Annotated in this window: 5 protein-coding genes; all 5 read right to left on the minus strand. The window is 65.3% G+C overall.

Translation table 11 applies throughout. The annotated features are described in order from the left end of the window. Window positions 1–253: 253 nt before the first annotated feature. A complete protein-coding gene (locus SLW52_RS14300; protein WP_284468511.1) occupies window positions 254–943 on the minus strand; it encodes a hypothetical protein in 690 nt (229 codons plus the stop codon). Then, window positions 940–3,819, minus strand: a complete 2,880-nt coding sequence (locus tag SLW52_RS14305; RefSeq protein WP_320740651.1) for an RHS repeat-associated core domain-containing protein — start codon at window positions 3,817–3,819, stop codon at window positions 940–942. Before SLW52_RS14305 ends, SLW52_RS14300 begins: the two co-directional genes overlap by 4 nt. 2,105 nt (window positions 3,820–5,924) lie before the next feature. Continuing rightward, entirely contained in the window at window positions 5,925–6,401 is a 477-nt protein-coding gene (locus tag SLW52_RS14310) for a chemotaxis protein CheW (protein ID WP_284468509.1), read from the minus strand. A 73-nt stretch (window positions 6,402–6,474) separates the two neighbouring features. Next, complete coding sequence (locus SLW52_RS14315; RefSeq protein WP_320740612.1) at window positions 6,475–7,812, minus strand: chemotaxis protein CheB; 1,338 nt, start codon at window positions 7,810–7,812, stop codon at window positions 6,475–6,477. Next, window positions 7,799–15,058 carry an Hpt domain-containing protein gene (locus tag SLW52_RS14320; RefSeq protein WP_320740611.1) on the minus strand — a complete coding sequence of 2,420 codons (7,260 nt, stop codon included), beginning with the start codon at window positions 15,056–15,058 and terminating at the stop codon, window positions 7,799–7,801. The genes SLW52_RS14315 and SLW52_RS14320 overlap by 14 nt, the downstream gene beginning before the upstream one ends. Window positions 15,059–15,103 lie beyond the last annotated feature (45 nt).

Raw genomic sequence — 15,103 nt, forward strand, 5'->3', positions numbered from 1 at the left:
GGAGGAAGCGCGGGATGGTACGCGAGTAGCCTTACATCATGCGGCAGAGCGGGATGGGATTAATCGACAAAAGTAGGCTTTCATGGCAAATATTTATAGGCCGCATCGATAACAAATTTCATCCAGGGGCTGACATCCATGCATCGAGACAATAATGGAAAATACACGCCCTCAAAAAAATATAGACTCGCGGGGACTTGGGGTGTTTTTAAATTCAAATACAGCCTTAATCAAATTTGGACAACATTCTCGATCACTGCCCAGAACAGCGCCAACTATCCACCTGACTGAAAATCGCCTCATCAAGAGAATTTATTTTACCCAATCCCGGAACCCGCTCCTTTGATATAAACCTATACTCAAGCGCATATTTCGGACCTCTAACATACCTCGAGCAACCATATTCACCTTCAGCCCCTAGGCCAGCACTGCGTGGAAAATCAGAAACCATAGAACACGTGGCCACCAATTCATCGCCATCATTCATAATAAAATCAGCAACACCAGGCCCTTGCTGAGCTTTCCATATTGACCAACTCACCACATTGCCTACCCCACTCAGAACCAATAATCCCGACTTATAATCTACAACATAAGTATTATCCGACTTAGAAGAATCTACAACAAAATCTGCTGTTTTTTTCAAATCACGCCATTTGATGCCGCGCTTTTCCTTTAGCGAAAAAACATCAGCACTTATAAAATTTTTTGGCAAAAAACAACTTGCCTTATCCTTTTCATTATCCAATCGATGACAGCCGCCAAATGAAAACCCCTCATCAACACCAGGAGAATCCGGCGGGACAAACCAGGCACCGGGAGCAACATAGCCCGTGTCAGGGATACAGAATTCGCCATCTACCCCCGTCACTCGAAAATGATGCTCTCGATCACAGCAGGCTGAAAGAAGCATCAAAGACGCCATGAGAAAATATCTACTCATGGCCGACATGCTGGCCCCTTACACCAGTCGTAACCAGTATAGAAGGAACCATATATAGAATCCCATAGATCCCCACCAAATGCTTCTTTACTTGCACCATTAGCTTCAAAAACATCATGATGGAAGTCGGAGATCGATGATCGGCTTACCTGCCTTGGGTTAGATGAATCAGCACCAACCAGTTGCGCGACACGTGCAGCCATTAAACCCCGACGAATACCCTCCTTCTTCCGAAGCAAATCCTCAGCACGCCAATCATCAGGACAAACTGCAGGCTGATTTTTAACAATCGAGGCATCTAATTTTCGATTAGTGATATTGGAAAGAATGCCACGAATACCGTCACCTGCATTCGCTGCGACCTCGCCCGCGCGGCAGGCATATGGATCACCACCAGCACACGCCAGGGCGTAGTAAGCGCTCCAATTACCGCTATTACTTGCATTTAGCTCTTCGGGCGTGTTCCAACAACCACGTTGATCGCAAGCCAACCCGAACCGATCAGTCCATTTCAAAGGACTAGCAACGCTATAGACATAAGTAGACTGGCCACCCCATAACCCAATCGGATCACTCTGCACATACCGCCCCGTACCGGGTTCGTAGTCACGGAAGTAATTCTGATTGAGCCCGCTCAGCGCATCATAACGCTGCCCCGGGTACCGCATATCGAACACGAAGGCCGTGCCGTCCTTGTCCGGGTCCTGATCCGGCGCGGTGGCGCCAAAGGCTTCGCCCTTCAGATCCCAGCGCCAGATCGCCACGTCGCGGACCGGGTCGATCACCGCGCGCGGCGTGCCCAAGTGGTCCGGCTGCACGTAGCGCAGCGTGGTCTTGGCCAGCACGCCGACCGGCAGGTCGTCCAGCCAGATCGCCTGCTGTACGACCGCACCGTTGGCGTCGTAGTCCCCCATCCAATGGCCGCTCTCGTCGTACAGCGTGTAGACGTTGGTCTTGCCCACCCGCCGTACCTGCTCGCCGCGGCCGTTGTAGGCATAGTTCGCCACGGAAGTGCCGCTACGCTTGACCTGTGTCAGCCGGCCATGGGCGCCGTACACGTACTGCACGGCCGTGCCGCCGATCGCGGTGGTGTTGCCGGCTGCATCATAGCTGCGTGCGGTACCGGCCACGCTATTCAGACGATGGCTGGTGGTGGGATAGCTGTAGGTCTGGATGGCGGTATTGACCTTGGCGCTGAGGCGGTTGCCGGTGGCGTCGTAGGTATAGCCGTCGATCACCGTATCGGTCGGCCCGTCCTTGAACGCGGTCAGCCGGCCCAGCGGGTCGTAGTCCAGTTTGATGACCGGCGCGGTGTTGCCCGGCGCAGTTAGCGCGCTGAGGTTGCCGACCGGGTCGAAGGCAAAGCCCACCGCCAGGCCATCGCTGCGGGTGTCGTTGACCGCCAACGGGCGATAGTCCTGGTCCAGCACGCGCTGCATCGGACGGCCGTTGCCGTAGGTCCACCCGGCGACCGGGCCGAACGGATAATAGGTGGCTTGATTCAGCAACACCTGACGGGTGCCGCCAGGCGGGGTCACGCCGACCTCGGTGGTCTGGCCCTGGGCGTTGCGCACATAGTCCACCACTGCCCCGTCCGGGTAGGTCAGGCGGCTAAACTGCCCGGCCTTGGTGTACGCGTAGCGGACCACGAACACCTTCCCGTTGGTGGTCTGCACCTTGCGCACCAACTCGCCGAAGCGGTCGTAGCAGTAGTCGGTGCTGCCGCTGCCGTCCTGCATCCGGGTCAGCCGGCCGATGCCATAGGTTTCGCCGCTGGCGCAGGTGCTCTGGCTGACGTCGTAGGTGTAGCTGACGTTGAGGCTGGCGGTCGGATAGGTGACCTGGGTCAGGCGGTTCAGCGCGTCATAGCCGTAGCTGGTCTTGATGTTGCGCGCATCGGTCTGGGTGGCGCGATTGCCGGCGCTGTCGTAGGTGTAGGTCGTACTGCCGGTGTCCGGACTCGTGAGCTTGGTCAGGTCGCCCAGGCCGTTGTAGGCGTAGGTGGTGTCCAGGCCCTTGGGGTCGGTGACCTTGGTCAGGTTGTCCAGGGCGTCGTAGCCGAACTTGGTCTCGGCGGCGATGCCACCCACGTCCTGCAGGGTGCGCGCCAGGCGGTTGAGCGGATCGTAGTCGTTCTGGGTCGTGTGACCGAGCGCGTCGGTGACGGTCTTGGTGTTGCCGTTGCCGTCGTAACCGAAGTCGGTGGGATCGCCTTGCGCGGTGGCCTGCGTTGCCAGTTGGCCGAGCTGGTTGTAGATCCGGGAAAGCGTGCGCTTGAGCGCGCCCGAGGCGTCCTTGGTGTCCTCCTTGGACCGGTTGCCGGCATTGTCCAGGGTGTAGTGGATGGTGTTGCCGGCGTTGTCGGCGATATCGGTCAACCGGTGCGCCGCGTCGTAGGTGAAGCGGGTGAACGCGCCTTCGGGCTGCGTCACCTGCTTGACCAGACCAGTCGGCCAGTAGTCGATCGCGGTGATGCGATCGTCGCTCTCGCTGCTGTCGTCGGCACCACGCACCTTGCTGGCGGTCAGCCAGCCACGCGGGTGATAGGTGTAGTCGGTGACCACGCCATTTACGTCCTTAACCGACAGCACGCGACCGGCGCCGTCATAGGCCAGGTACTCGGTGACCTGACCCAGCGCATTGGTCACCTTCCACAGGTCGCCCTTGCGATGCGGGCAGGTGGTTGGGGACGTGGCGCAGGTGCTGTCGTCGGTGAGGTAGTAGGTGTACGTCGCGATGTCACTGAGATCTGTGCGAGCGCCATCGACCTGTTTTAGAAGTCCCAGCTTCGGGCAATTGCTCGAACTATCAGCCAGATCGCCATCAGCGCAGTAGGTATAGGCAACCTGCCGGACACCAGCGGGCGCACTGGCCATCGAACCACAGACATAGGCGGAAGCAGCAGAAACCGACACATCGTACTGACAGCGAAAGGTGACTCTCCCTGCGGCATAAACCGCTCGAGAAAGAGACGCCGTTCCACTCCCGTCGCTCGCTTGTTGCGCCACAACCTGATTTTCCGAGTCCCGTGTAAGCGTCTTCGATCTCTGATAAGACGTCCCAACACCTTCAGTCACAGTGCTGGACGAGGCCCCTTGACCGTCCAGGGAATCTTGATAACTGAATTGCTCGGTGTTCCCCAACCTATCCGTGATAGAGATGGGCCGCCCCGCATCGAAGTTCATTGACTTAGTACCATCAGGGCCGCTGATGGCTTCGATCTGGCGGAAAAGGCCTTGGCCGAACTGATACGTATAGCTCGTACCATTAGGCTGCAAAACTTGAGCACTACTCGCACCCGAGTAAGTGATGGAGGTCGTTTCCACCTCCTCTCCGTTTGCATGCAGGCTGCTGGCCGCCACCCGTCCATCAGCTGCATAGCTGAAGGTTGCGTATCGAACGCCATCCTCTTCAATACCAGTAAGCAGGTGGGCACGCCCAGCAGGCGCATGCCCTGACTCTCCATAGCGGTAAGTTCGCGCACTGCCGTCAGAACGGGTGACACTCACTAGATTCTGGGCGTCGTCATAGTCATAGCTGACATAACTCCCGTCGTCCAAGGCCACCTTATAGAGGAGTGCGTTGCTATAGCTAAATGAGAGAGAGTGCCCAAGCCCGTCGACGGCCTTAATCAGACTTTCACCCGAGTAGAATAATTCAACATCAAATGCTGGAGAAGCACTGGACTTAATTGAGACAAGACGCCCTTGCGGATTATAGGTCCGCCGTTCTCCATCTGCCTTAATGAGCGTCCATACACCATTATCAGAACGCGACAACATCTCCGCCGCATTGCGACGACTTCTGTATTTACCTGCAGACACACTTACAAACTGCTCAAAAAAACCGTCATATGTGAACATATAGGCTCCGTCGGAGCCTAACAGATCAGAAAAAGAATGACTCCACCCCGCAGCCATCCCCAATCCTGCTTGAAGCTGCTGACGTGAATGGTAAAATGTTTGGAAAGCCTTGCCTGCAAAAATCAAATCATCCTCACGCCTAAATTTATCGCCGGTAGCAGGAAGACAGGGATTTGCATTCGCAGCACATGACTTTGTTTGATCAATCCCCTTTGCGTAGATGACTGGCTCACTACTGTTGTCACAAAGATAGGGATACTCTGCCGTGCTATCAGGACCTAAATTAGGCTTATAATCCACATTGAATGCACTTACTGGCTGCAGTCCAGCAGGACATGAGAAAACTCTCGTCTTCGTAAAAGTATCGCCCCGCGGAGAAGGGGTAGGATCATCCCAGCCGGGGCAAGAAATACTATACCTGTACCATTTGTAATCAGACTCATTAAAAATGAGCATTCCAAACCCGTTAGCGTAGGGCACACTTCGAGCAAACGGCTCAAAGTATGACCCACCATCCACCCTCTCATTAGAAATCGTACAGTCTTGAGAATTGGAGCGAATCAACTTCCTCCATCCTTGAAGCATTTCCGATTCGTCAGCGCAAAAATCCTTGAGCAAGGGATCGGCGTTAGCACTACAAATTACTGGATTAGTACTAGTTGAGCCATTTCCCGAAATCATAAAACCAGGCGGACTTATATAGGAAGGCGGCTGACGTTTTACCTTATATCTAATCTGATACGATGGCGTAGATGAACCACCTTCCGTCACAATGGACTTATCTCTGACAAGATAGGCACCATAAGCCAAGGCAGCTCTCATTTCAGCTTCAGCCTCATCCAAAGAGGCAAAACAAGACTGGTAGCAGTATTGACCAACTGCCTGTGCACTACTCACAGAAGGGGCAGCATATAAAATTCCCACAACGATCAGCATGAGAAAAAACACAGACTTACGCATGATCTAATTCCATTAGAAAATTAACTGAATAAAGCATTGGGCAGATCGGCTGATGGACAAGCCCGCACAGAAGACTTCTTCCCAACCACGCAGGGCCAATTAATTCATCCAAAGGCTTACTGGTGTCTTGCACCAGTAAAACTACGCTACAGCTAAAACTACGCTACAGCCGCAAACCGCTCCACCACCATCCCCTCGATCGCCTCCAGATCCGGCAGCAAGGCGCTCTGCTCGCCCAGCAGCACGCGCATGTGCACGCCGGGCGGGAGGGTTTCTTCGGAGGCGTCGGCGAGCAGGCCGTCGCGGGGGACGGAGATCAGTTGCGGGAAGGATTGGGTGAGTAGGGCGACGTACGGCAGGTCAGGATTGCCGCCCAGGGCCTTGAGCACGACGATCTTGTTGTTGGCGGCGACGATCTCGGCGCCCAGGCCGGTCAGGCGGGCGAAGGAGACCAGCGGCACTTTCCAGCCGTACCAGGCGATCTGGCCAAGCAGCCAGTGCGGGGCGTCGGGCAGCGGTTCGACCGGCACGCGCGACATCACTTCGGCGATGGTGGCATTGGGCAGCAGCACACGCTCGCTGCCGGCCAGGATGAGGACACCGCGGATTTCGTCGTTGCTGGCGTAGCTGCTCATGGAGTGACTTCGTCCTGAAAGCGGAAAAAACGCGCGATGCGGGCGCAGCGATGAATGGCGTGTGCCGCCTCGCTCAGCCGCTCCACCGCGCGGTCAAGGCCTGGGCCAGTTGCGCCGGATCGCCGCCGGGATGGCCCTGCAGGATCAGGTGCGCGCCGGCGGCGGGGTCGTAGCAGCCGTCGCCGGATTGCCCGGCCACCCAGGCGCCCTGCGCGGCCAGCGCCAGCACGGCCTCCACCTGTTGCGGGTCGCTGCCGCTGAGCAGCAGCACCGCGCTGTGCGCGGCCGGCAGGCCGGCGACCACGGAGGCACCGGCGTCCTGGGCGACGAAGCGCAGGCCGGCGGTGCCGTGCACGCCGACGTCGTCGGGCAGGATGTAGACGTTGCCAGGGGCGACCGGCTCGCCGGCCTCGGCCAGCAGCACCGGCAGCGCGGACACGCGGGCGATCTGCTTGACCAGGTTGCCGTAGCGGCCGCCGTCCAGTCGCAACTGCACCAGCAGCGGCAGCGGGAAGTTCTCCGGCAGTGCGGCGAGCAGGCGGCGGATCGCGTCGGGGCCGCCGATGCCGGCCATCACCAGCACCGCACCGCGCGCGGCGGCGCCTGCACCGGCGCCGCTCGTGGCCGCGGGTTCTTCGGACTCCAGCGCGACCAGCGACAGACCTTCGGTGGCGAACTGCGGGATGGGTTGCGACGCGCGCGGCGCAGCGGCAAGCAGGGGCGCGTCGTCGTCGACCAGCGACCAGGCACTGGCCGGCAGCGCCGCGGGTGCGGTTGTGGGCGCAGCCGGTGTGGCCTCGGCCTGCGGTGCAGCCGGCGCGGCAGACGCTTCGCTGGCAGCGGCTTCGGCGCGCGCGAACTGCAGCTCCTCGAAACCGGGCGCGACGTCCGCCGGCGGCTGCCAGGCATACATGCCGTCTTCCGGCGCGGCCTCAGCAAAGCCGGCAGCTTCGTCGACATGCAGGCCGATCGGCGCGTCCTCGTGCAGCTGCGCCGGCGTCGCCGGCAGGCCCGGCTCCGGCTGCAGGCCGGTCTCGGTCTCGCGGCCGGGCGGCAGCACGTCCTGATGGCCTTGCAGCTTGGCCGCCAGATGCCGCGCCCAGCGCTGCGCTTCCCAACCCTCGCGGCGCGCGGCCAGCTCGGCCTCGTCGAAGATCACGGTGACGCCAGGCAGCGCCAGCGCCGCATCCAGCCGCTCCAGTGCGTCCTCGATCGCCGGTTCGAGCGCGATCAGCACCGCGCTGGGGGCGGCATCGGCCAGGGTCTGCGCGTCGATCGCGCCCGGGTCGTCCTCCAGCACGATCGCCGCGCCGACGAGGTGCAGCGCGTCGCGCAGGCGCTCGCGCGCCTTGCCGGGACGGGCCAGCAATGCGACCGGCGTGGAGGTGGCGTCGCCGTCATTCGCGAACACGGGCGATCCCCAGCAGGTCGTAGACGTTGCGCATCAGATCCAACTCTTGGTAAGGCTTGCCGAGATAGCGCTGCACGCCCAGTTCGAAGGCGCGCTGGCGGTGCTTCTCGCCGCTGCGCGAGGTGATCATCACGATCGGCACGGCGGCGTAACGCGGATCGGCGCGCATCGCCGTCGCCAGTTCGTAGCCGTCCATGCGCGGCATCTCGATGTCCAGCAGCATCAGGTCGGGCACGCGCTCTTCCAGGCGCTCCAGCGCCTCGACGCCGTCGCGCGCGGACACCACGTCGAAGTTGTGCCGCTCCAGCACGCGGCCGGTGACCTTGCGCATGGTCAGCGAGTCGTCGACCACCATCACCAGCGGCACGCGGCGCTGTTCGGTCGGCGCGGCCTCCACCACCGGCCGCTGCGGCTGCGCCAGGAAGCGGCGCACCAACGGGGCAATGTCGAGGATCACCACCACGCGGCCGTCGCCGGTGATGGTGGCGCCGTAGATGCCGGGCACCGAGGCGATCTGCAGGCCGACCGGCTTGACCACGATTTCGCGGTTGCCGAGCACTTGGTCGATCGCCACCGCCGCACGCAGGTCGCCCGCGCGCACCAGCAGCAACGGCACCTGCGCCTGGCCTTCGGCGCGTGCCGGTGCCTGCCCGACCAGCGAGCCGAGGTCGTGCAGCGCATATTCCTCGCCGCTGTAGCGGTAGCCGCCGGTGCCGGCCTCGAAGCGCTCGCGGCCGATGCGGCCGATGCCGCTGACCGATGCCACCGGCACCGCGAAGGTGGTCTCGCCGATCTGCACGAACACCGCCTGGGTCACCGCCAGGGTCTGCGGCAGGCGCAGGGTGAAGGTGACGCCCTGGCCGCGCACCGAGTGGATGTCGACCGAGCCGCCGAGCTGGCGCACTTCGTTGCGCACCACGTCCATGCCCACGCCGCGGCCGGCCAGCTGGCTGACCTGGTCGTAGGTGCTGAACCCGGGCGCGAAGATCAGCGCATCCAGTTCGTCGTCGGACAGCGTCGCGTCGGCGGCGATCAGCCCGCGCTGCTCGGCGCGGCGGCGGATCGCCTCGCGGTCGAGCCCGGCGCCGTCGTCGGCCACTTCCAGCACGATTTCCGATCCCTCGCGGCGCAAGCGGATGGCGATGTTGCCCTCCTCCGCCTTGCCCGCGGCACGCCGTTGCTCCGGCGCCTCCAGGCCATGCGCGACCGAGTTGCGCAGCATGTGTTCCAGCGGCGCGACCATGCGGTCGAGCACGTTGCGGTCGAGTTCGCCGTGGGTACCTTCCAGGCTCAGGTGCACCTGCTTGCCGGTCTCGCTGGCGGCCTGGCGCACCACGCGCCGCAGCCGTGGCACCAGGCCGTCGAACGGCACCATGCGCGCGCGCATCAGCCCGTCCTGCAATTCCGAACTGACGCGCGACTGCTGCTGCAGCAGACCGTCGTACTGCCGCGCCAGGTCGTCGAGCACACCCTGCAGGCCGCCCAGGTCGGCCGCGGACTCGTTGAGCGCGCGGCTGAGCTGTTGCAGCGTGGAGAAGCGGTCCAGTTCCAGCGGATCGAAGCTCTGCTCGGTCTGGTCCTGTTCGCGCTGGTAGCGGGCGACGATCTGCGCCTCGGTTTCCAGATCCAGGCGCCGCAGCTGGTCGCGCAGACGCGCGTTGGTGCGGTCCAGTTCGGCCATCGCGCCGCGGAACGCGCCCAACTGCTGCTCCAGACGCGAGCGGTAGATCGCCACTTCGCCGGCGTGATTGACCAGGCGATCGAGCAGGTCGGCACGCACGCGTACCTGTTCCTGCATGGGCCGCGCGATCGTCGCCTCTTCGTCGGGCGTGCCCTCCACCGGCAGCGGTGCCGACAGTGGCGCCGCCACGGCCGCCAGGGCGGCGGCAGCCGGCGTGTCCTCGGTCGCCGCGACCGGCGCCACAACCGCGGTGTCGGCATCGCCGATGGCGGCTGGCGCCTGCCCGTGTGCGCGCGCGTCGAACGCGCCGATCAGGTCCTGCGGCATCGCCACCGCGCGGTGGTTGCCGGTCAGGGTCAGCAACTGGTGCAGGCGATCGAAGCCGCGCTCCAGCAACTGCACGTCCTGGCGGTCGAGTTCGGTGCGATGTGCGGCCACCACCTCCAGCAGGGACTCGATGCCATGGCCGAGATCGCCGATGGCATTGATGCCGGCCATGCGCGCGCCACCCTTGAGCGTGTGCAGGTCGCGCTGCAGGCCGCCGAGCACCTCGCGGTCCTGCGGCGCGGCGCGCAACTCGGCGATCAGGCGGTCGCAATGGTCGAGCAGGTCCTTGCCTTCGTCGACGAAGATATCGACCAGCTCGCGATCGAGGTCGGCGAAGTCCAGCGGCCCCAGATCGACGGCCGACAGATCGGTTCGCGCGGCATCGGCCGCGGCATGCGCGGCGTCGACGTCGGGCTGCACGGGCACGGCTGCCGCCGACGCGTGTTGATCGGTTTCCTCGTGCGCTGCGTCGGCCGATGCCGTCGCGCCCGTCTCGGTCGCCGCGGTCGTGTCGTCGTGAGCGGCGGCGCCTCGCGGCGCGTCGGGCGCTGCGTCGAGCGCCGCATGATGCGCGTCCGTCGTCTCGTCGGCATCGGACGACGACGCGTGCGCGGCATCGTCCGCTTCGGCGGCGACATCCTGCAGCCCGCTCTCGCCTGCACCGCTGGTCGGCTCGACGTGTTCTGCGTCGGTGTCGGCGGCGGGGGAATTCGCACCGCCCTCGCCCGTCCCCGCGTGCGGAGGCGAAGCGGCGTCCAGGGTCACGTCGCCGTGCTCGGCGGTGGACTCGGTATCGTCGTTGGCCGAGGCCACGCCATCGTGGCGCCAGCCGCTCGACGGCGCCAACGGGTGCTGGCGCAGGCCGATCGCAGGGGCGTCCTCGTTGAGCTGCTGCTCGTGCGCTTCAGCGGTGTCGTCAATGGGCGCATCGGCGTCGCCGTGCGTCGCATCGTGCTCCGATGCCTGCAAATCCTGCCCGTGTGCGGACGCGTCCTGGCTGTCGTTCGCCTGCGCGTCGGTCGCATGGTCTTCGACAGCGTGGTCCGCTGCCGAATGATCCGTTGCCTGCGCTTCGGTCGCGTCGGCGTCGGCGTCGCGGTCGGCCGCCGAATGATCGGACACCTGCGACTCCGGCGCATGCACGGACGCATCCCGGGCTTCCCCGTCCTGCGCTTCGATTGCGTGAGCCTCGGAGCCGTGCGACTCGCCAGCATGCTCCGGCGCCTGCAGTTCCTGCGCATCCATCGGGGTATCGGTCGCAGCATCGGCGATGACCGCATCGACCGTCGCGTCCTGCGCCGCCGCCGGATCCAACGCTTCCGGAGCCGGGTCCGACACCTGCTCGGCGCTCAGCGGCGCCTCGACTGTCAGCTCGTCGAGCTGGCCGTCCTGCGCCAGGGCCGCCTGTTCGTCGGCGTCGCGTTCGTCGTGCGGTGCCGCCGCCTCGTCTCCCGCTGCTGCGTCATGGGACTGCGCATGGTCCTGTGCAGCCGCCGGCTCAACAGCAAGCGGCTTGTCCTCGCTCGCCGACGCCAGCGAGGCCGCATCCGTGTCGGTGGTGGCGTCGCTGTCTGCCAGCGTGGACGCCGCCGCCCCGTCCGAGGACTGCGCGGACGCGGCGTCGGTGTGGACATCGATGCGATGCTGGTCGGCGTCGACCGCGTCGGACTGCCCGGCAACGTCATCCACCGGCAGCGCTTCGTGCAGATGCGCGGCATCGCCAAGGAACGCCGACAGATCGTCGGCCGCGGTGAGTTCCACCGCCTGCACGGCCTGCTCATCCAGGCCAGCCTCGGCCGGTGCCGACGCGGACAGGTCTTCGTCGTCCTCGTCGTGCGCGATCGGCGGCCACTGCACTTCCGGCAGGGTCTCCACCAGCGCGCGCAGGCGCTGCGACAGCTCGGTGAACGGCGGAATCACCGGCGACGGTGCCTGCAGTTCCGCGATGGTGGCGGCGATGGCGCGCGCCGCGTCCTCGAGCGCACGCACGCCGTCGGCGCTCGGAACGCTACCAGACGCCAAGGCGCGCTTGACGTAGCTCTCGGCCGGGCCGGTGACCGCAGTGATCTCCGGCACGTCGGTCATCGCGAACGCGCCGCTCATGGTGTGCACCGCGCGCAGCAGCGCTTCGGTCGCCGGTTGCGGTGCGTGCTGCAGCCAGGCGTGCACGGTCTCCAGATGGGTGGCGACCTCGGCTTCGAGGATCTCGCGCAGCACGCTGTCCACCGAGGCCGGCGTCCCCGCGCGCGGCGCGGCACTCGCCTGCGGGGTGGCGAAATAGAACGCCTCCTCGCCGGCGGCGATGCGTTCGGCCACTGTCTGGATCGCGTCCAGATCGGCCTGCACCGTGCCGTTGCCGCGCAGCGCGGCATTGAGCTGCGGCAGCACCGCGTAGGCCTGCTCGACCATGGCCACCACCGCCGGGCTGGCCGGGCGCGAGCCGTCGAGCACGCGGTTGAGCATGCTCTCGATCTTCCAGCTGAACTCGCCGAGCACGCGCGCGCCGACCAGGCGGCCGCTGCCCTTGAGGGTGTGGAACACGCGGCGGATCGGCCGCAGACTTTCTGTGTGGGCAGGCGCGGCGCGCCAGGCCGGCAGCAGCGCACCGAGATTGACCAGTTCCTCGTCGAATTCCTCGAGGAACACCGCGCGGATCTCTTCGTCGATCTCGCCATCGCCGTCGATGAAGCCGGTCTCGGCGGCAGGCGGAGCGGCGGCAGGCGCGGCACTCGCCTCCGCGCTGGCGGGTGCTGCGGCCGCAGGCTCGCCGCTGTGGGCGGATGCGGTCACGTCGAACTGCGCGGCAGCAGCTTCCAGGTCGGCCAGGAACGCGGCTTCGGCGTCCGACACCGGTGCAGCGTGTGCCTGTACCGGCTCGGGCGTCGCATGCTCCTCGGATTCCAGCGCGGCATGCTCCGGCGCCGATGGCGCATCGGCCACGGCATCGGTGTGCGCGGCCTCGCCGATGGCGGCAAGGCCGGCATCGGTCTGCGCCGAGTCATCCATGGGCGCGTGCGACTCGGTCTCGCGTGCGGCGTCGGTGGCCTCCGCGGCCTCCGACGGGATCGCGTGGGCGGCGTCTTCGGCGTCGGCGTCTGTTGGCTCGCCCTCCCCTGCCGCGTCGAGGCGTTCGCCGTGTGCGATATGGGCGCCAGCGTCGGCCAGCGCGGCCGCATCCGGCGACAGCGCGGACGCGGCCTGCTCGTCCTGCGCGTCCGGGGCGGCGTGCCAGTCGAGCGTATGCACCTCGTCGGCGGACCCGCCAGGCGCGTCGGCGAACGCCGGCGCGTCTTCCAGTTCGATGACTAGCGGCGGCGTGGAGGCGTCGGCGTGTTCTGCAGCAGTCGGCGTGTCGACGATGATCAGGTTGGGATCGTCGTGTTCGTCCAGGCCAGCGAACGCAGCCGGCACATCGGCCTGCGCCTGCTCCGGATACTCGGCGGCCACCGGATCGAAATCGGCGACATCGGAGGCGGACGGCGCGGAAGCGGCTGCGGCATCGTCTTCCTGGGCGAGCGTGGACGGCGTCTGCGGCCGCAGTGCGTCCTGCTCCAGCACCAGGGAATCGAGGCTGATGTGCAGCGGCTCGGCGGTGCCGGCCCAGCTGTCCTGTTCGGCCGCGACCGGATCGAAGCTGAGCGCCTGCGATGGCGCGACAGGCTCCTGCTCGTGCGCGTCGCCCGCAGCGCCAGCGCCAGCGCCAGCGTCAGCTGGCGCGAGGGCATGTTCGGTGGCGGTGTCGGGCTCGTCCGTCGCCAGGCTCCACTGCGGTGCCTGCGGTGCCTGCGGTGCGGAAGGCGTGTCCTGCGTGCGCGACGTCGTCTCCGGCGCGGCCTCGGCCGGCGCCAGATCCCAGGCCGGCACGGCCGGTGCGGCGATGGACGGTGGCGACGCAGGTTCGGCCATGCGATCGGCAATCACCGGCGGGGCGGCCTTGGTCGACTCAGCAGAGTCGCTTGCGCTCGGCAACACACCCGGCGCAGCCGGCGCCGTGTCGGGCAGCGGCCAGTAGCGCAGCGCTTCCAGGCTGCTGCGGGTGATGTCGAGGATCTCCTCGCGCCCGGGGCGGCGCTCGCGCAGCGCTTCCAGGTAGTACTCGAGGCTGGCCATCGCGTCGGCCAGGGTGTCGAGCTGGCGGCCGCTGGGCACGCGGCGCTTGCCGATCAGCTCGGTGCCGACGTAGCGGCGCACGCCTTCCAGGTAGTCGGCCGGCTGCGGCAGTTCCAGCATGCGCAGGGCACCGGCGACCTCAGCGAGCAGGCGCGGCACCTCGTCCAGGCGCGCATGGTCCCAGTTGGTCTCGATGAAGGCGACGAAGTGCTCGCGGGCGCTGCCGAAATTGGCGATGGCCTCGTGCGCCAGCACTTCCACCGTGCGCCGCGCCTCGGCGGCACTGGCGTCGTCGTGCACGTCGCCGCCGGCGCCGAGGTAGGCGACCTGGTCGTCGAGCGAGGCGTCCACGTACAGTAGCGCACCGGCGATATCCAGCAGCAGGCCTTCGTCGGCCGCGCGGGCGCCATCGACGATGCTGCGCAGCGCGTCGCGCTGCTGCACCACCACGCTGCGCGCCACCCCCAGGCCCATCACGCCCAGGGTATCGGCGACGCTGCCCAGCTCGTCGACCTGGGTCTGCAGCGCGGCGACGTCGCCGCCGGTGCGCAGATGCAGGTCCAGCGCGTCCTTGACCCGCAGCAGTTCTTCCTTGATCGCGGTGCCGACGGTGTCGAGCAGTTCGCGGTTGCGCCCGGCGAGGCTGCCACGCGCATGGTCCAGTTCGGCCTCGGTGGCGGCGGCCGCGTCAGGCGCCAGCGCGAACAGCGCGCCCTCGCTGAGGCCGGCTTCGCCGCGCGCGGCGCGGATCTCGTTGAGCAAGGGCAGCAACACGATCGGAATGTCGCGATGGCCGTCCTGCAGGCGTTCCAGGTAGTCCGGCAGCAGCACGGTGCCGCGCATCAGCGTGGCGCAGGCCTCGTCGCGGTCGGCCGCCTGGCCGTTTTGCACCGCCGTGGCCAGCAGTTCCAGTTCCTCGGCGACCATCGCCGGCGCGTACAGCTCGACCATGCGCAAGGTGCCCTGCACCTGGTGCAGGTAGCCGGCGCAGAAACGCATGCGGCCGGTGTCGGCCGGTTCCTCGACGAAGGCCTCGATCTCGCCGCGGACCTGGCGCAGGGTCTCGTCCAGTTCCGGCTTGACCCAGCCCAGCGCGGCATGGCTCATCGCATCGCGCAGCGCGCTCATCGCCGCGTCTCCGCGGCCGGGCACGCGCCGTGCCGCGCGAGCGCG

This window comes from Xanthomonas sp. LF02-5, from assembly GCF_034105325.1.
GTDB lineage: Bacteria > Pseudomonadota > Gammaproteobacteria > Xanthomonadales > Xanthomonadaceae > Xanthomonas_A > Xanthomonas_A sontii.

Bases quoted from the DNA above. Each gene is read 5' to 3' on its own strand.
- SLW52_RS14300 (WP_284468511.1), bottom strand. From the start codon at position 943: ATGAGTAGATATTTTCTCATGGCGTCTTTGATGCTTCTTTCAGCCTGC.
- SLW52_RS14305 (WP_320740651.1), bottom strand. From the start codon at position 3,819: ATGGCCAGTGCGCCCGCTGGTGTCCGGCAGGTTGCCTATACCTACTGC.
- SLW52_RS14310 (WP_284468509.1), bottom strand. From the start codon at position 6,401: ATGAGCAGCTACGCCAGCAACGACGAAATCCGCGGTGTCCTCATCCTG.
- SLW52_RS14320 (WP_320740611.1), bottom strand. From the start codon at position 15,058: ATGAGCGCGCTGCGCGATGCGATGAGCCATGCCGCGCTGGGCTGGGTC.